The following is a 15,576-nucleotide window of genomic DNA, read 5'->3' as shown; positions in this document are numbered from 1 at the left end:
GACAACGATAGGCCAGCGGGCGCACTGTGTCACTACATCAGAACAATCTGTGAGGTGGGCAAGGTGGCCGAACCGGCGACGATGGTGATCAAAGCGGAGGCAGGGGAGATCAGGCGGGTCCGGGAGTTCGTGGGGCTGGTATTCGGGGCGTGGGGGTTGGAGGACTACGTCGCCCGGACGGTCGTCAGTGAGCTGGCAACGAACGCGATCACCCACGGGTCGTCCGAAGGGGAGATGGTGGTCGTGCGGGCCTACCGGCGGGAGGACGGGGGTGCCGTCGTCGAGACCTGGGACCGGTCGGATGCGGTGCCCGTGGTCCGGTCGGTTGGCGACGCGGCTGAAAGCGGCCGGGGGTTGCTTCTCATGGAGGCGCTGGTTCGGCGGTGGGGGACTCGCCCGCTGAGCGAGGGCGGGAAGGTCGTCTGGGCCGAGATCGAGCCGGTGTCCGTGTGAACGAGGAGGTTCTGCTGCTGTTCCTTCAGCGGATCTTTCCGGAATGGTCGATCACGCGGGGCGACGACGGTGGCTGGCGGGTCAGTGGGCACGTTCGCGTTTCGGTGGCGTCCATTGACGGGGCGTTGGACCTGCTCGCCGTGGCCGAACCCGAGGCGGAGGAGCGGGTGCGCCGCTTCTTCTCGGGCTAGGGTCGGTTCATGTACTCGACGCGGGTGTCCCGTTTCGTGAAGGCCGAGGCTTCGGTTGTCTACCGGGCGCTTCTGGACGCGGACGCGATCGGGAGGTGGCGGGTGCCGGGGAACATGAGCGCACACGTGCACGAGTTCGATGCTCGTGAAGGCGGCTTCTTCCGGGTCTCGCTCACCTATGACTCGCAGGACGAAGTCGGGAAGTCGTCGGCGCACACCGATACCTATCACGGCCATTTCGTGAAGCTGGTGACCAACGAGCAGGTCGTCGAGGTGTTCGAGTTCGAGACGGGTGCCCCGGAACTGCGGGGTGAGGTGACGATGACCACCACGCTCGCCGAGGCGGACGGGGGGACGGAGATCACCATGGTGCAGGACGGAATGCCCGACAGCGTCTCCCCGTCCGACAACGAACTCGGTATGCGGATGGCGCTCGACAATCTGGCGAAGCTGGTGGAGGGCTAACGCCTGTTCCGAAGTGAGATGAGCGGTGGCGTGTCATGCGCCGGACGCGGCGAGGTGTGCCTCCTGCTCAGGTCGCCGGCTGGCCGCTCCCGGGGAGCATGGCCCGGGTGATGTCCGCCAACCGTCGCGCGGCGGCGGGGTCGAAGGGCGCGCCGTGCACGTCGACCTTCGTGTGCTGCATGTAGGCGCTCAGCGGTTCCGGGTCGGGGTCGTCGAGGTGGCGTCGCAGCATGTCAACGGCGGCGTCGACCGGCTGGCCGCGGTCGTGCATTCCGGCGACCAGTGCAGCGTCGGCCTCGTTGTAGTCACCGGTGAATCCCGTGGCGGTCAGGCCGGGATGCGCCAGGACGTAACGGATCTGGGTGCCGGGGTGTACGGCGGTGAACTCGACGGCGGCCAGGTCGCTGAGTTTGCCGCATTGCGCCATGACCCGGTCCGGTCGGTAGTCACGAGTGAACTGGAGGTCGTCCCAGTTCATCGCCGACAGGTCACCGCCCGGCCCGGCCAGGTTGAGGATCACCGGCCGTTCCGCCGCCTCCAGCCGGTCGGCCAGGCCGTGGCCCAACAGGTACCGGCTGAGGTAGAAGAGCGCGAAATTGTGCTCGATGCCCTCGGCGGTCTCGCGGCGGGTCGAGCGGTAATAGCGCGCGGCCAGCACCAGGGCGTCCACGACCGGGTGGCGCTGCGCGATTTCGGCGACGACCCGCCGGTTCTCGGCCACCAGGCTCAGATCGGCCTGCACGTATGCGGCGCGCTCGCCCGAGCCGATGGCCCGGGCCTCCTCCAGGAACCGGCGGCCCTTGTCCGGGTTGCTGCCGACGACGATCACCCGGGCGCCGCGGCCCAGGTAGTGAAGGCCGAGTCCCTTGCCGATGCCGTCAGTGCCCCCGGTGATCACGATGGTCCTCAATGATCCTCCTAAGTAGACTCATGAGTCTAATCGAACAGTCCTAGTAGACTAGTGTTGACGAGGGAGCATGCTGGCCTCAAGAGTCTGGTTCGATGGACGACTCCGTATGCTGAGAACATGAGCCCACAACTGGACAGGGGCCGCATCGACAAGCGGAAGGACATCCTGGACGCCGCGTTCACCGTGTTCGCGCGCGAGGGCTACCCGCAGGCCCGTGTCGACCAGATCGCCGCGGAGGCGGGAGTCGCCAAGGCCACCGTCTACAACCACTTCGGCGACAAGGAGACCCTGTTCCGCGAGACCGTCGCCGCACTGTCCGAGCGGGCGCTGGCCCGCAACCTGGCCGCGGTGGCATTGCTGGCCAAGGCGGGTGACGACCTGCCCGCGACGCTGACCAACGTCGGGATCCGCCTCGTCGACTGCTACTGCGACCCCCAGTCCTGGGCGCTGAGGCGCCTGCTGTACGCCGAGATTCCGCAGTTTCCCGATCTGCTGGACCTGACGCAGGTCGGCGTCGCCGAACCGGTTGCCCAAGCGCTCGCCGACCGGCTCGCCCGGCTGGCCTTGGAAGGCCACATCGCAGTCTCCGACCCGGCGCTGGCAGCCGAACACCTCACGGCACTGCTGACCGGGCCGCTGGAGGCGCGGTCACGCTTCGGCACCCGCCGCATCCCCCGCCCCGAACGCAAGGCCGTCGCCGAATCCGCGGTGGGCACATTCCTCAGCGCCTTCGCACCCCGGCCGTGAGCCGCGATGGCCCCATCGCACGCGGGGCTCCGGACGTAGAAACGATCAAGGCCCGGAGTTCGGACCCATGGCCGCCGAAGGGCTCCCGGCCGTGCAGGAATGCCTGCTGCGGACCGAGTGGGCGGCGCGGTTCGAGGCGAGCAGCGGCGGCTTCCGCGAGCGGCGACAAGGGATGCACGCTTATGCAAACCGGCCGTAACTCGCACGCGAGGTTCCAGCTACGCCTGGGATGCCGACGTATTGAGCGCATCACTTTCGTCCTGGTCAAGCAGGACGACGGTTGGCGCCTGTACTCCGAAGAGCATCTCGGCTACGACGACGTCTGACCCTGCACAGCCGGCAGCAGTTCGAAGAGGCTGGAAAAGCCCTGGTCGCCGTGGCCTTCGGCGATCCGGGCGTCCATGAGCCTCTTCACCTCGCGCATTCGGAGAGCCTCCACGCCGCGGGATTCGCGGTGGCTGATCATGTCGTCCATGAGGGCGGCCTGGACGTTGAGCGGCCCCAGGTCGGGCTCGTAGTCACCGTTCTTCACGGCATTCGCCATCGTGGTGAGCAATGGCGGGTAGGCGGTCAGGGAGTCTGCGAAGCGCCCGGCGAACTCCGTCACGTCGAACCCTTCAGCCTGGACCAGTTTCAGCGTGTGCAGGAAGCCGATGAGCAGTTCGTAGGACACCGCGACCTGGGCCAGGAATTCCACGGCGGCGAAACCCGCGTCCTCGCCGTGGTAGGTGATGGGCCCCAGTTCCCTCAGCGTCGACTCGTGTGCCTTGAAAACGTCGTGTGATCCGCTGAACGGCAGCATGATGTTCGTCGTCCCCACGTACGGCGGATCTCCCATGATCTTGCCGTCCAGGTACTCGGCCCCGTGCTCGTGCGCCCAGCGTTCGTTCGCCCGTGCTTGGGCGGGGGAGCAACTCGTCACGTTCACCAGCACCTTGCCCGCGACCGCGCCGCCGAGGTTCTCCAAAACCTCCTCGACCGCCGTGCCGTCGAGCAGGCAGAGCACGGTGAGCGGGCTCGCCGCCACCGCCTCCGCGGCCGTGGCGGCGGCTGTCGCGCCGGCGTCGACCAGTGGGGCGGTCTTGCTCGCGGTCCGGTTCCAGACGGTCGTCGCGTAGCCGCGCTCCACGAACATCCCGGCGATCGCCGAGCCCATGTCCCCGAGGCCGATGACGCTGACCTGGCCTTCTGTGCTCATGCTTCTCCCTCGTCGTGCCGAACGGTCGATCGCCGGCCACGCTAGGACCTCAAGCCCACTTGAGGTCAACCGTGACCGGCGTCACCCGGGGCAGCCGATTCGGGGAATTCGGGCCTTGTCCTGGCCTGCAGCCTGTTTTGCCGTCACTTGACCGGGTAATGCGGCGCCGTACACGAGCGGACAAACGAAGTGGGAACAGGACATGAACTTCCGGACGGGTCTGGCCGCCGGTGCGGGCGGTGCGCTGGCCGTGCTGTCGGCCGGGCGGCTGGGCCGGCGGGTGCTGGGCGGGACCGTCCAGCGGCTCGAACGGCGGCTGGAACGCGCCGTCCGGGACCTCACGGCCAAGGCCGAGCAGGGCGGTCCGATCGTCAAGGCCGCGCTGGCCGGAGCCAAGGCGCTCGCCGCGGGCAAGTCCCCGGTGCGGGCGCTGCTGAGCTTCGGCTGGACGGCCCTGAAGGAGACCCTCGCCAACATCTTCGGGCGGGGGCGGAGGGGGAAGCCGACGAACATCGTCGAACAGATCGACGTGGGAGCTCCGCGCCGGCTCGTCTACGACCAGTGGACGCTCTTCCAGGAGTGGCCGACCTTCATGAAGAAGGTGGAGAGCGTCGACCAGAAGTCCGACGAGAAGCTGAGCTGGAAGGCCAAGGTCTTCTGGTCCAGCCGGACGTGGGAGTCGACGATCACCGAGCAGGTCCCCGACCGGCACATCGTGTGGCGGTCCAAGGGCCAGAAGGGCCACGTGGACGGGTCTGTCACCTTCCACGAGCTGGCACCGAACCTGACCCGCGTCCTGCTCGTCCTGGAGTACCACCCCGCCGGCCTTTTCGAGCGGACCGGCAACCTCTGGCGCGCCCAGGGCCGCCGTGCACGCCTTGAACTCAAGCATTTCCGCCGTCACGTGATGACCCGGTCGCTGACCCGCCCCGACGAGATCGAGGGCTGGCGCGGCGAGATCCGCGACGGCGAGATCGTCACCAGCCCCTAGGGAGAGAAGCGAGACCATGAAACGTGGAAGCAGGATGGGCGGACTGCCCGTCGGAAACGTCACCAAGCTGCTGCCGGGCGGCCGCCGCAAGAAGCTGCCCGTCCTGGGCGGCATCACCAAGAGCCTGCCGGGCGGTGGCGGAGGGATCGCCAAGAGCCTGCCCGGCGGGCGGGCCGTCGGCACGGCCGGCGGCGTCCTGCTCGGCGCCGGCGCGGCCGTCGCGGCGAGCCGGGCGTTCACCGGCCGCAAGGACGACCAGGAGTCCGCCGGCGAGGAGAAGCCGGAGAAGAAGGACGCCCAGAGCAAGAAGTCCCGGGACGAGGACGAGGCCACCGAGCAGTCCGAGGACCAGTCCGAGAAGAACGGCCAGGGCGTGCTCGGCCGCCTCAAGGACACCGTCGGCGGTGCCGTCCCGGGCCTCGGCAAGGACGACGGCGAGGACGACGGCAAGAAGGGCGGCGGCAAGGGCGGCGGCGGCAAGAAGGTGAAGGTCACCAACATCGTCGAGCACATCGACATCGGTGCCCCGCGCCGCCTCGTCTACGACCAGTGGACGCAGTTCCAGGACTACCCGTCCTTCATGAAGAAGGTCGTCAGCGTCGACCAGGCCGACGAGACCAAGCTGAACTGGAAGGCGAAGATCTTCTGGTCCAGCCGGACGTGGGAGTCGACGATCGTCGAGCAGGTCCCGGACGAGCACATCGTGTGGCGGTCCAAGGGCCAGAAGGGCCATGTGGACGGGACGGTCAGCTTCCACAAGCTGTCGCCGAACCTGACCCGCGTCCTGCTGGTCCTGGAGTACCACCCGCAGGGCTTCTTCGAGCGGACCGGCAACCTCTGGCGCGCCCAGGGCCGCCGTGTCCGGCTGGAGCTCAAGCACTTCCGCCGGTTCGTGATGACCCAGTCGCTGACCCGCGCCGACGAGATCGAGGGCTGGCGCGGCGAGATCCGCGACAGCGAGGTCGTCCGGACGCACGAGGACGCCCTGGACGAGGAGGAGCACGACCGCAAGGACGCCGCTCCCGAGGTCGAGGAGGAGGAGACCGAGGAGTACGAGCCCGCCCGCTGACGTGGGGGCGGCCGTACCCCGCGGTCAGCGGATCAGCCTGGCCAGTTCGACGCGCGAGCGGATCCCCAGCCGGGTGAAGACGTTGCGGAGATGGTGGTCGATGGTCCGCGGGCTGAGCAGCAGGCGCGCCGCGATCTCGCGGTTGGTGGCCCCCTCGGCGGCCAGCCGGGCGATGTGCGCCTGCTGGGCGGTCAGCTCCCCGAAGCCGTTCGCGGTGCGAGGCGCGGCCCCGCCGTCCGTTCCGGCCCTGCTGGGCGGCGGGGCCGTTTCGGGCGCGGCGGGGGCGATGGTCTCGCCGGCGGCGCGCAGCTCCGTGCGGGCCCGCTCGGCCCACGGGACGGCGTCGTAGCGCTCGAAGATGCGCAGGGCGGCGCGGAGGTGCTCGCGGGCGGCGCGGGGCCGGCGGCCGCGCCGGAGCCGGTGCCCGAACAGCAGTTCCGTCCGGGCCAGGTCGAACACGGCGCCGGCGGCCTCGTGCAGGCGGAGCGCCTCGGTGAAGTGCTCCGTGGCCTCGGAGTCGCGGGCGGCGAGCAGCGCCAGGCAGCGCTGGGCGAGCGCGGCGCGTCCCGGGGCGCGCGGCGTCCCGTCCGCCCAGCGCCGGTAGTGCTCGAACGCCGCGGCGGCCTGCTCCCGCCGGCCGGTGTGCACGAGCGCCTCGACCAGGTGCGGGACGGCCAGCAGCCGCGCGGGCGGATGGGCAGGCCCGGCGGCGCCGGGCAGCCGGAGGCGCGCGGCCGCGTCGGCGGGACGGTCGGCGGCGAGGTCGAGGGCGGCGGGCGCCCAGGAGCCGAAGGCGGCGGCGCGGGTCAGGCCGCCGCTTCCGGCGGGATCGGCGAGCCGGTCGAGATGCCCGTGCGCGGTGGTGTCCTGGCCGTTGAAGGCGGCCGTGAGCGCGAGCGTGGCGAGCTGCTCGGCGGTGTGCGCGTGCAGCTGGGCGGCGCGGGCGAGGCGCAGCCCGTCGTGGCAGGCGGCGATCGGCGCCGGGGGATGCCCGAGGAGCGCCTCGCAGCGTCCGGCGACCACCAGGGCGAACGACTCCAGGGGCGCGTTCCCGGCCCGGCGCGCGGCCGCGACGGCGGCGGCGGCGAGGGAGCGGGTGGCCGCGCCGTCCCCGAGCACGAACGCCGACAGCGCCGCCCACGTCTGCGCGGCCGCGTCGGTGACCTCCGCGCCGAGCAGCACGGCGCGGCGGAGGCGCTCCGCGGCCTCCGCGTAGCGGCCGCGGATCGCGGCGGCCGTGCCGGTGAGGTGGGCGGACAGCAGCGCGGAGCGCGGCGCGGCGGCGGGGCCGGCGCCGGGGAGCGTCGCGGCGCGTCCGGCGATCTCCAGGTAGGCGCCGTGGTCGCCGGACGCGTCGGCGGCCTCGGCCGCCCAGGCCAGCGCGGCCAGTGCCGCTTCGGTGTCGTGCCGGGCGAGCCGTTCGGCGGCGTCCCTGAGCATGGGCACGGCCGCGGCGGGGGAGCCGGCCGCCGCCTCGATCTCGCCGCGCAGCCCGTCGGCGTGCGCGGCGCACGCCTCCGCGCACGCGACCTGGCGAACCTGCCGCAGCAGCGACCGGGCCCGCCGGGACCGGCCGCTCGCCCAGGCGTCGCCGGCCGCGGACAGCAGCCGGTCCGTCCGCGCGCCGTCCTCGCCGGTGAGGGCGGCGGCGCGCTGCCAGACCCGCCACGAGTCGGCGTACCGGCCGGCCTGCTGGGCGGCTCGCGCCGCCGCCGCGAGTTCCGCCGCGATCCGCGCGTCCGGTTCTCCGGTGACGGCCGCGCGGTGCCAGAGCCGCGCCGGCCCCTGCCATTCCTGCACGAGGACCTCGGCGAGCAGCGCGTGCGCCCCCTGCCGCTCCTCCCGCGACGCGTCGGCCCACAGCGAGGACCGGACGAGCCTGTTGCGCACCGTCACCGCGTCGCCCTCGAACCGCAGCAGGCCGGACGCGCGGGCCGCGTCGAGGTCGGCCGGGCCGATGCCCGCGGTCCGGGTGGCCCGCGCCACGGTCGCGGCGTTGACCCACTCGTCCGCCACCACCATGAGGACGAGCCGCCGCGCGCCCGGGGGAAGCCGCAGGTACCGCCGGCGGTTCAGGGCGCGCAGCGTGCTGCCCGCGGGGAGCGAGCGGGGCGGCGGCACGGTGCCGGACAGCTGGCCGGGGGTCAGCGCGGCGGCGAGATCGCGGATCGCCAGCGGGCGGCCGCAGGCGAGGTCGATGATGTCCTCGGCGAGGTCGCCGCCGATCGCGGCGTACGGGACCGCGCAGCCCATCGCCTCCCCGAGCGCGTCCTGGAGGACGTGGCGGCTCGCGTCCTCGTCGAGGGGCGCGAGGTGCAGCCGCCGGATGCCGGCGAGGCCGTCGGGGTCGCCGCGGCCGCCGCGGGCGGCGAACAGCATCGCGACCCGGTCGTGCTGGACGCGCCGCGCCGCGAAGGCCAGCGCCTCCAGCGAGACCGGGTCCAGCCACTGGACGTCGTCGGCCCGGCACAGCACGGGTTCGCGTTCCGCGGCCCGGCTCAGCAGCTCGCACACGGCCGCGTACAGGACGAACGGCGTGCCGCCGCGCCCGCCGCGGGTGACCGCGCCGAGCGCGTTCCGGTGCGCCGCGGGCAGTTCCGCGATCAGTCCGGCCAGCGGCCGCAGCAGGCGGTGCAGCCCGGCGTAGGGGACGGCCGCCTCCCGCCGGACGCCGGTGGTGCCGAGTATCCGGAAGTCGGGTGCGGCCCGGCGCGCCGCCGCGTCCAGCAGGGCGGTCCGGCCGGTGCCCGCGTCCGCGACGATCGCCAGCGCGCCGCCGTGGCCGTCGCGGGCCCGGTCGAGCAGCGTCCCGATGACGCCGAGTTCGTGAGCACGTCCGTGGATCCGTGGGGGCGGGGATTCAGGGGCCATGCCGGTCCTCCTCTGCGGGAACGACCCTGACCTAGCGGGTCTCGGCTAGAACAGACCTCTAGAACGAGCCTCTATAATGAACCTCTGATTGGACGGGTCCTCGAATAGGGAGCGGGCCCATAGATGACCATGCGTCCCGGGGACGGGTCCAGAGCGCCGTTCTGTTTCGGGGCCGCGGCGCAATCCGGACCGGCCCCCGTTGTGCACCGGCACAGTGTGGACGCCCGGCGATGGCCGGAATGCGCCCGTGATGGCACCATGAGGCCCCCGCGTTGTGCTGGAGGTGGCCCTCGATGACGGGAGGACGGCCCGGGACGGCCGGCGGGTCGACGGGGACGGCCGGCGGGTCGACCGCCGATCGCTCCGCCGACCGGGAGATCATGCGCAAGGCCGTGCTGCGCCTCACCGACCGGCTCCCCGACCTCGCCGACCGGCTCACCGCCGAGATCCTCTCGGGCGACGGCGCCCACCGCGACGAGGAGTTCACCCGCGACGTGTGGGAGATGTGCCATACCGGGCTCGGGCACGGCTTCGAGACGATCCTGGAGCCGGGCCGCGGCCGGGCCGACCTCGAATGGGCGCAGCGGCTCGGGCGCCGCCGCGCCCACCAGGGCCAGCCGCTCGACCAGCTCCTGCGCTCCTACCGGCTCGCCGGGAAGGTGTTCTGGGAGGCCGTGGTCGAGGTCGTCGACCGGCACGACCCGGAGAGCGTCGCGACCCTGATCCGGCAGGCGACCCGCACCTGGGACACGATCGACCAGCAGTCCGGCGCCGCGGCCGCCTCCTACCACAGCACCGAGCTGGCGCTCGCGCGGCGCAGCGAGGAACGCGTGCAGGCGATCGTGGACGCGCTCCTGGAGGGCCAGGGCGCCGACGGCGGCCTGCTGTCCACCGCCACCTCGGTCCTCGGCCTGCCCGCGACCGGCCGCTACGCCGTCGTCATGCTCGGCGCGGAGAGCGGGTTCGGCGACGGCGTGGAACGGCGCCCCGGCGACACGGCCGGCATGCGCTTCATCTGGCGGCTGCGCACCGACGCCCAGGTGGCGCTGGTCGCGCTCGGCACCGCGGAACTGGACGACCTGGTCGGCGCCGTCCGCCCCTACGCCCGCTCGCACGCGGGCGTCAGCCCCGTCGTCGACTCCCTAGCCGAGCTGGGCACCGCCCGCTGGTTCGCCGAGCTGGCGCTGCGCACCTGCCGCGGCCCCGGCAACCAGATCGCCCGCCTGGACCGCCGCCTCCCCGACGCGCTCGTGCTGTCCCAGCCGCGGCTGTCCGGGCGGCTCGGGCACGTGGCGCTCGGCGGCCTCACCGACGTGGACCCGGCGTTCCGCGACGTCCTGCTGACCACCCTCGCCACCTGGCTGGAGTGCGACGGCTCCGCCGCCCGCGCCGCGGACCGGCTGTTCTGCCACCGCAACACCGTCCTCAACCGGCTCCGCAAGATCGAGCAGCTCACCGGCCGGACGCTGACCCGCCCCGGCGACCTGGTCGAGCTGGCCCTCGCGCTGAGCGCGCTGCGCCTGCACGGACCCGGCCCCGAACACGGCGGAGGGCCGCCCGCGCGGGGAGGCGTCGGGCGGCCCGTCCGGTAGAGCCCTAGGAGTGCGGGCAGGTGTCGCGGTACTCCTCGATCTCCCAGTCGGGGCGCGGTGCGGGGCACAGGAACTGCTCGTAGCGGGTGTCGTTGTCCACGAACCGCTTCAGCCAGGAGATGCTGTACTTCGCGATCGTCGTGTTCGACGTGTTCGGCGCGAAGTGGCTGGCGTTGTTCAGCTCCAGGTACGCCTTCTCCGTCGCCGCCGGGATGCTCTCGTAGAACGGCTCGGCGTGCGTGCGCACCGACGCGACCGAGTCGCTCTCGGCGCCGACGATCAGCGTGGGGACGCGGCTGTTGCGGAAGTTCTTGTTCAGGTCCCACGGGGTCAGCGGGATCGCCGCCTGGAGCGACGGACGCGACAGGGACGCCTCCAGCGACCCGCCGCCGCCCATCGAGTGCCCCATCACGGCGAGCCGCGAGGAGTCGATCCGGGACCGGACGCTGCTGCGCTCGGTGAGGTAGTCCAGCGCGGCCAGCAGCTGCCGGCCCCGGCTGTCGGGCTGGTCGAAACGCGTGTTGGTGTCGATGGTGAAGACGACGAAGCCCTGCGAGGCGAGCCGCGGCCCGTACCAGGACATGCTGGACTGGCTGGCGGTGAACCCGGGCGCGACCGCGACCGCGCCGAACGTGCCCTCGGAGGTGTCGCGCGGGTAGTAGATCGTCCCGCCGCCGAAGCCGGAGACGGCCAGCGACGAGACGCTGTCCTCCGACACCGAGAACGGGCCGCGCAGTGCCTCGATGCTCGACTCGGTCGGGTCCGGTCCGCGCTCGTAGGGGTTGTCGGCCGCCTGTGCGGCCTGCGGGACGGCGACGGTGCCGGCGGTCAGCGCCGCGGCGAAGAGCATCTTCACCGCGAGCCTGGGGGTGGATAGCACGTCGATTCGCTCCTGTTCGCGGGGAGCCGGGGGGAGCGGCTCCCGAACGGGGGTGGAGCCGGGGGAGGCTCCAGGACGCCGCCATTCTCAGCAGCCGCCCGCCCCGCGAACATCGGCGAAATCGCCGGTCCCTTGCGAACGCCCTCGTCACGGCACCGGTCACGCCCCCGTCACGGCACCGGTCACGGCCGTCCGCCGGCCTCCCCGGACCGGACGGTCTCCCCGGACCGGACGGTCTCCCCGAACACCGGCAGCGCGTCCCCTTCCGGAGTGCTCACGCGCGGGCCCGCGTGGTGCCGCCGTTGACGTGCAGGATCTGGCCGAGCAGCGTCGGGAGCCGCGCGTCGGCGAGGAACGCGACCGCGTCGGCGATCTCCTCGGGGGAGGCGACGCGGCCGAGCGGGACCCGGTCGGCGTACCGGGCGCGGATCTCCGCGACGGTGACCCCCGCCGCCTTCGCGTCCACCTCCAGCCGGGAGGTGTCGATCACGCTCGGCGCGACGGCGTTCACCGCGATGCCGAGCGGTCCCAGCTCGCGGCCCAGCGACTTGGTGAGCGCGATCATCCCGGCCTTGGACGCGGAGTAGGCCGTCGCGTCCGGCCAGCCGATCAGCCCCCACTCGGACGAGATCAGCACCATCCGGCCGCCGCCGCGCTCGACCATCCCGGGCATGACGGCCTGCGCGCACGCGAACGTCCCGCCGAGGTTGACGTCGATGATCCGCCACCAGTCGTCCAGGTCGTGCTCGGTGAACGGCGCCATCGTCAGGTAGGCCGCCCCGGCGACGAGGATTCCGATGTGGCCGCCGGTCTGCCGCTCGACATCCCCGACCATCGCCTCGACGGCGATGGGGTCGGAGACGTCGCCGGGCGCCGCCACCCCGCCCAGCTCGGCGGCGAGCGCGGACACGTCCCGGCCGGGACGGTCGTTGAGGGCGACCTGGTGGCCGCCGGCCGCGAGCCGGCGGGCGATCGCCGTGCCGAGGCCGCCGGCCGCGCCGGTGACCAGTGCGACGGACACCTAGATCACCGCCCCGGCGTTGGGGGACAGGATCTCCCCGGCGCAGAACGTCGCGTCCTCGACCAGGTAGGCGGCGGCGAGCGCGACCTCCTCGGGCGCCGTCAGCCGCCCCGCCGGGAGGGTCTGCAGGTAGGAGGGCCGCCGCCAGGGCGAACTGGGCGGCAGCATCGGCGTGTCGGTCGGGCCGGGCGCCACCGCGTTGACCCGCACCCCGGCGGGTGCCAGTTCCGCCGCCAGCGACCGGACGAAGCCGATCACCGCGCCCTTGGCCGCCGTGTAGTGGGCCTCGGCGTTCCCGCCGCCGATCGCCAGCTCGGACGTGACCGCGACGACGCTGCCCCCGCCGCGTTCCGCCATCCCCGGCGTGACGGCCCGGCACACGTTGACCACGCCCCCCAGGTGCACGCGGAGCATCCGCTGCCACTCGGACCAGGCGATGTCGGACACCGGGACGAGCGCGTAGTGCCCGGCGGCGCACAGCGCCGCCTCGATCGGCCCCAGCTCGCGTTCGATCCGCTTGATCGAGGCGCTCACCTGCGCCGGGTCGGCCACGTCCACCCCGACGGAGTGGTGCGCGTCCTCGGCCGGGGCGAGGTCCAGCCCGGCCGTCGTCCAGCCGCGCCCGGCCAGCTCGCGCACGATCGCGGCGCCGATCCCGCTCGCCGCTCCGGTGACGAGTGCGACTCGCTCCCGCATCGAACCTCCGAACAGTCGGGAAGACAACAGGCAAACCCGCCATAACCCCAGGTGGCAAGGGACATGGCGATTTCTTGGCCAAATGCACCGCGGTACGCCGGGGCTGTCGTGCGCTTCTCCAAAAACACGGTCATGATCACGGACCACCCCCGGGGCGGAATGAGAGGCTGAGGCTGTGACCAGCGATCCCGCGGTGCTGCGCCTCACCGTCCGGCAGCTCCTCGAGGTGCCGCGCTTCCGGCTGCGCCTCGTCGCCGGGGAGAGCGGCCTCGACCGGCCGATCCGCTGGGCCCACTCGACCGAGCTGCTCGACCCCGGCCCGTACCTGCGCGGCCACGAGGTCGTCCTGACGGTCGGCGCGTCGCTGCGGGACGCGGCGTCGTGCGTCGCGTTCGCCGGCTCGGTCAAGGCCAGCCGCGCCAGCGCGATCGGCTACGGCGTCGGCGACGTGACGGAGGAGGTCCCGGAGGCCCTGCGCGAGGTCTGCGAGCGCCTCGGCCTGCCGCTCATGGAGGTCCCGCCCGAGGTCCCGTTCCTCAGCTTCACCGAGTGGTTCGCCGAACGGCTCGCCTCCACCCACGACGTGCGGCACGAGCGCGAGGAGACCGGGCGGCTGCTGCGCATGATCCGGGAGAGGCTCGCGTCCGCCGAGGTGCTCCGCGCCCGGATCGACGAGACCGGGCTCGACCACGGCTCGCTGCTCGCGATCGCGATGGACGTCCCCGAGGGCGACCTGCCGGGGCTCCTCGGGGTGGACGGCGACACGGCCATCCTCATCGGCAACGAGGAGCACATCTGGGCCGAACCGGCCGGGGTGGGCAGCCCCGGCCCCCTGGAGCACCTGCCGCTGTCGCTGGCCGAGAGCCTCGCCGCACTGGACGTCGCGCGCCGGACCGGCGGCGTCGTCCGCGGCACGGACCTGGCGACCTTCCCGGCCCTGCTGCGCCGCCTCACCCCCGACCAGGTCTCCCCGTTCGTCGAGCAGATCGCCCGGCCGCTGCGGGAGTACGACAGCGCGCACGGGACGAGCCTCACCGAGACGCTCCGCACCTTCCTCGCCAGGGGAGGCGCGGTCGGCGCCACGTCCCGCTCCCTGTTCCTGCACCCGAACACGCTCCGCCACCGCCTGGCGCGGATCGAGTCGGTCACGGGCCGCAACCCGCTCCAGTTCGAGGACCGGGTGGCGCTGGCCATCGCGATCTGGGCGGGGCCGTGAACCCGGTGCCCGGTCGCGCCGGGATCTGCCAAATTCATTGAATATCGGGAATTTCGGCGGAAAACGCCCGGTAGGTGGGTGTGGTCTCCATATGGAACCGGTGATGGCATACTGGCGCATCCGTAAGTGATCATTCCGGCGGGACCGTGCAACGGACCCGGTACGCGGCATTCGGAAGGTTCACCCCGATACCCGTGGTCACCGGTGTCACTTCCCCCTCGGTGCCGCGCCTACGCTGCGTATCCGCCAATGTCCCCAATGGCAAAGTGGCCAGGGCCGAATTTTGAATTTCTGGCGATCCCCGGCCGGGCGGGTCTACGTTTGCCCGTGAACCGAAGCCGCAGCACCGAAAGGAGCGCCAGCCCGATGACGGATTCCCCCCAGGGCCCCGACCGGGGTGTGGAGACGAAGATCAACACTGACGTTCCGCAGTCGGCCCGGATCTGGAACTACTGGCTCGGCGGCACCGACAACTACGAGGTCGACCGGATCGCCGGCGACCAGTACGTCGCGCTCTACCCGGGCATCGTCCCGATCGCCCGCGCCGGCCGCTACTTCATGGACCGCGCGATCCGGTTCCTCGCGACCGAGCGCGGCGTCCGCCAGTTCATGGACTGCGGGACGGGCCTGCCCACCATGGACAACACGCACGAGATGGCCCAGCGCGCCGCTCCGGGCGCGAAGGTCGTCTACGTCGACAACGACCCGCTCGTCCTGGCGCACGCCCGCGCCCTGCTGACCGGCTCCGGCGCGGGCCTGACCGCCTACATCGACTGCGACCTGCACGACCCCAAGACGATCATGGCGAAGGCGGCGGAGCTGCTCGACCTGTCGCAGCCGGTCGGGCTGCTGCTCATCGGCGTCATGGGGCACATCGTCGACCCCGGCGAGGCGCTCGGCGTGGTGCGCGGGCTGATGGAGCCGCTCGCGTCCGGCAGCTACCTGATCCTGCACGACTCGACGGACACCAACGAGGCGTTCAACGCGGCGCAGCGCGCCTACGACGAGACCGGGGCCATCCCGTTCCGGCTCCGCAGCCCGGAGTTCATCCGCGGCTACTTCGACGGCCTGGAGATGGCGGAGCCCGGGCTGGTGACGAGCGGGGCCTGGCGCCCCGAGGTCGGCGGCGGGGTCGAGGAGCTCCCGACCCTCTGCGCGGTGGCCCGCAAACCCTGACGCAGCGTGACCGCCGCGCCGCCGCCGGGCCCGGCACCGCCGTGCCGCGGCCCGCGGGAGCCGCGCGGGGCGCGTCCGCGGAGGGTCGCGCACCGTTCCG

Annotated in this window: 16 protein-coding genes; 10 read left to right on the top strand and 6 right to left on the bottom strand. The window is 72.5% G+C overall.

All coding sequences use genetic code 11. From position 1 onward, the window contains the following. The first annotated feature begins 54 nt into the window (after positions 1-54). Genes E1289_RS07880 through E1289_RS07870 form a run of 3 tightly spaced genes read left to right on the top strand, consistent with a single transcriptional unit; the run spans position 55 to position 1,109 of the window. The gene (locus E1289_RS07880; protein ID WP_131976839.1) at positions 55-453 is read left to right on the top strand and encodes an ATP-binding protein; all 399 of its coding nucleotides are present in this window, start codon (positions 55-57) and stop codon (positions 451-453) included. After that, the gene (locus E1289_RS07875) at positions 450-644 is read left to right on the top strand and encodes a hypothetical protein (RefSeq protein ID WP_131976837.1); all 195 of its coding nucleotides are present in this window, start codon (positions 450-452) and stop codon (positions 642-644) included. The genes E1289_RS07880 and E1289_RS07875 overlap by 4 nt, the downstream gene beginning before the upstream one ends. Before the next feature lie 9 nt (positions 645-653). Further along, positions 654-1,109, top strand: coding sequence for an SRPBCC family protein (locus E1289_RS07870; protein ID WP_131976835.1), 456 nt, complete (start codon positions 654-656; stop codon positions 1,107-1,109). Between the two features lie 67 nt (positions 1,110-1,176). On the opposite strand, the gene E1289_RS07865 is transcribed toward E1289_RS07870, so the two are convergent. Beyond that, positions 1,177-2,019 carry an SDR family NAD(P)-dependent oxidoreductase gene (locus E1289_RS07865; RefSeq protein ID WP_131976833.1) on the bottom strand — a complete coding sequence of 281 codons (843 nt, stop codon included), beginning with the start codon at positions 2,017-2,019 and terminating at the stop codon, positions 1,177-1,179. A gap of 117 nt (positions 2,020-2,136) precedes the next feature. Between E1289_RS07865 and E1289_RS07860 the strand changes: the two genes are divergently transcribed. Next, positions 2,137-2,766 carry a TetR/AcrR family transcriptional regulator gene (locus E1289_RS07860; RefSeq protein ID WP_131976831.1) on the top strand — a complete coding sequence of 210 codons (630 nt, stop codon included), beginning with the start codon at positions 2,137-2,139 and terminating at the stop codon, positions 2,764-2,766. A 182-nt stretch (positions 2,767-2,948) separates the two neighbouring features. Beyond that, positions 2,949-3,092: a hypothetical protein gene (locus E1289_RS38060; protein WP_165970390.1), complete on the top strand. Its 144-nt coding sequence runs from the start codon at positions 2,949-2,951 to the stop codon at positions 3,090-3,092. Here E1289_RS38060 and E1289_RS07855 read toward each other — a convergent pair. Next, a complete protein-coding gene (locus tag E1289_RS07855) occupies positions 3,077-3,964 on the bottom strand; it encodes an NAD(P)-binding domain-containing protein (protein WP_131976829.1) in 888 nt (295 codons plus the stop codon). The genes E1289_RS38060 and E1289_RS07855 overlap by 16 nt on opposite strands. A gap of 202 nt (positions 3,965-4,166) precedes the next feature. Between E1289_RS07855 and E1289_RS07850 the strand changes: the two genes are divergently transcribed. After that, a complete protein-coding gene (locus E1289_RS07850; protein ID WP_131976827.1) occupies positions 4,167-4,955 on the top strand; it encodes an SRPBCC family protein in 789 nt (262 codons plus the stop codon). Positions 4,956-4,989: 34 nt separating this feature from the next. Beyond that, the gene (locus E1289_RS07845; RefSeq protein ID WP_131976883.1) at positions 4,990-6,024 is read left to right on the top strand and encodes an SRPBCC family protein; all 1,035 of its coding nucleotides are present in this window, start codon (positions 4,990-4,992) and stop codon (positions 6,022-6,024) included. A gap of 24 nt (positions 6,025-6,048) precedes the next feature. Here E1289_RS07845 and E1289_RS07840 read toward each other — a convergent pair whose 3' ends face one another. Beyond that, entirely contained in the window at positions 6,049-8,895 is a 2,847-nt protein-coding gene (locus E1289_RS07840) for a LuxR family transcriptional regulator (RefSeq protein WP_131976825.1), read from the bottom strand. A gap of 293 nt (positions 8,896-9,188) precedes the next feature. Between E1289_RS07840 and E1289_RS07835 the strand changes: the two genes are divergently transcribed. Next, the gene (locus tag E1289_RS07835) at positions 9,189-10,487 is read left to right on the top strand and encodes a helix-turn-helix domain-containing protein (RefSeq protein ID WP_131976823.1); all 1,299 of its coding nucleotides are present in this window, start codon (positions 9,189-9,191) and stop codon (positions 10,485-10,487) included. 4 nt (positions 10,488-10,491) lie between these two features. Here E1289_RS07835 and E1289_RS07830 read toward each other — a convergent pair whose 3' ends face one another. The 3 genes from E1289_RS07830 to E1289_RS07820 all read right to left on the bottom strand — a co-directional run bounded on the left by E1289_RS07830 (position 10,492) and on the right by E1289_RS07820 (position 13,084). Beyond that, complete coding sequence (locus E1289_RS07830; RefSeq protein WP_131976881.1) at positions 10,492-11,337, bottom strand: alpha/beta hydrolase; 846 nt, start codon at positions 11,335-11,337, stop codon at positions 10,492-10,494. Positions 11,338-11,641: 304 nt separating this feature from the next. Further along, positions 11,642-12,388, bottom strand: coding sequence for an SDR family oxidoreductase (locus E1289_RS07825; RefSeq protein ID WP_131976821.1), 747 nt, complete (start codon positions 12,386-12,388; stop codon positions 11,642-11,644). Continuing rightward, entirely contained in the window at positions 12,389-13,084 is a 696-nt protein-coding gene (locus E1289_RS07820; RefSeq protein WP_131976819.1) for an SDR family oxidoreductase, read from the bottom strand. 175 nt (positions 13,085-13,259) lie between these two features. On the opposite strand from E1289_RS07820, the gene E1289_RS07815 reads away from it, so the two are divergent. Beyond that, on the top strand, positions 13,260-14,300 hold the full coding sequence (locus E1289_RS07815; protein ID WP_131976817.1) for a PucR family transcriptional regulator: 1,041 nt from the start codon (positions 13,260-13,262) through the stop codon (positions 14,298-14,300). A 366-nt stretch (positions 14,301-14,666) separates the two neighbouring features. Beyond that, the gene (locus E1289_RS07810) at positions 14,667-15,476 is read left to right on the top strand and encodes an SAM-dependent methyltransferase (protein WP_131976815.1); all 810 of its coding nucleotides are present in this window, start codon (positions 14,667-14,669) and stop codon (positions 15,474-15,476) included. The last annotated feature ends 100 nt before the right edge of the window (positions 15,477-15,576 follow it).

Source organism: Actinomadura sp. 6K520 (genome assembly GCF_004349245.1).
In the GTDB taxonomy this organism is placed as follows: Bacteria; Actinomycetota; Actinomycetes; order Streptosporangiales; family Streptosporangiaceae; genus Spirillospora.
The sequence above is the reverse complement of the archived record's forward strand: the minus strand, read 5'-3'. Positions and strand labels throughout refer to the sequence as shown.

What these genes read in the sequence shown, in the direction of transcription:
- E1289_RS07870 (WP_131976835.1), top strand. Translation starts at nt 654, where the DNA reads ATGTACTCGACGCGGGTGTCCCGTTTCGTGAAGGCCGAGGCTTCGGTT.
- E1289_RS07860 (WP_131976831.1), top strand. Translation starts at nt 2,137, where the DNA reads ATGAGCCCACAACTGGACAGGGGCCGCATCGACAAGCGGAAGGACATC.
- E1289_RS38060 (WP_165970390.1), top strand. Translation starts at nt 2,949, where the DNA reads ATGCAAACCGGCCGTAACTCGCACGCGAGGTTCCAGCTACGCCTGGGA.
- E1289_RS07855 (WP_131976829.1), bottom strand. Translation starts at nt 3,964, where the DNA reads ATGAGCACAGAAGGCCAGGTCAGCGTCATCGGCCTCGGGGACATGGGC.
- E1289_RS07850 (WP_131976827.1), top strand. Translation starts at nt 4,167, where the DNA reads ATGAACTTCCGGACGGGTCTGGCCGCCGGTGCGGGCGGTGCGCTGGCC.
- E1289_RS07845 (WP_131976883.1), top strand. Translation starts at nt 4,990, where the DNA reads ATGGGCGGACTGCCCGTCGGAAACGTCACCAAGCTGCTGCCGGGCGGC.
- E1289_RS07840 (WP_131976825.1), bottom strand. Translation starts at nt 8,895, where the DNA reads ATGGCCCCTGAATCCCCGCCCCCACGGATCCACGGACGTGCTCACGAA.
- E1289_RS07835 (WP_131976823.1), top strand. Translation starts at nt 9,189, where the DNA reads ATGACGGGAGGACGGCCCGGGACGGCCGGCGGGTCGACGGGGACGGCC.
- E1289_RS07830 (WP_131976881.1), bottom strand. Translation starts at nt 11,337, where the DNA reads ATGCTCTTCGCCGCGGCGCTGACCGCCGGCACCGTCGCCGTCCCGCAG.
- E1289_RS07820 (WP_131976819.1), bottom strand. Translation starts at nt 13,084, where the DNA reads ATGCGGGAGCGAGTCGCACTCGTCACCGGAGCGGCGAGCGGGATCGGC.
- E1289_RS07810 (WP_131976815.1), top strand. Translation starts at nt 14,667, where the DNA reads ATGACGGATTCCCCCCAGGGCCCCGACCGGGGTGTGGAGACGAAGATC.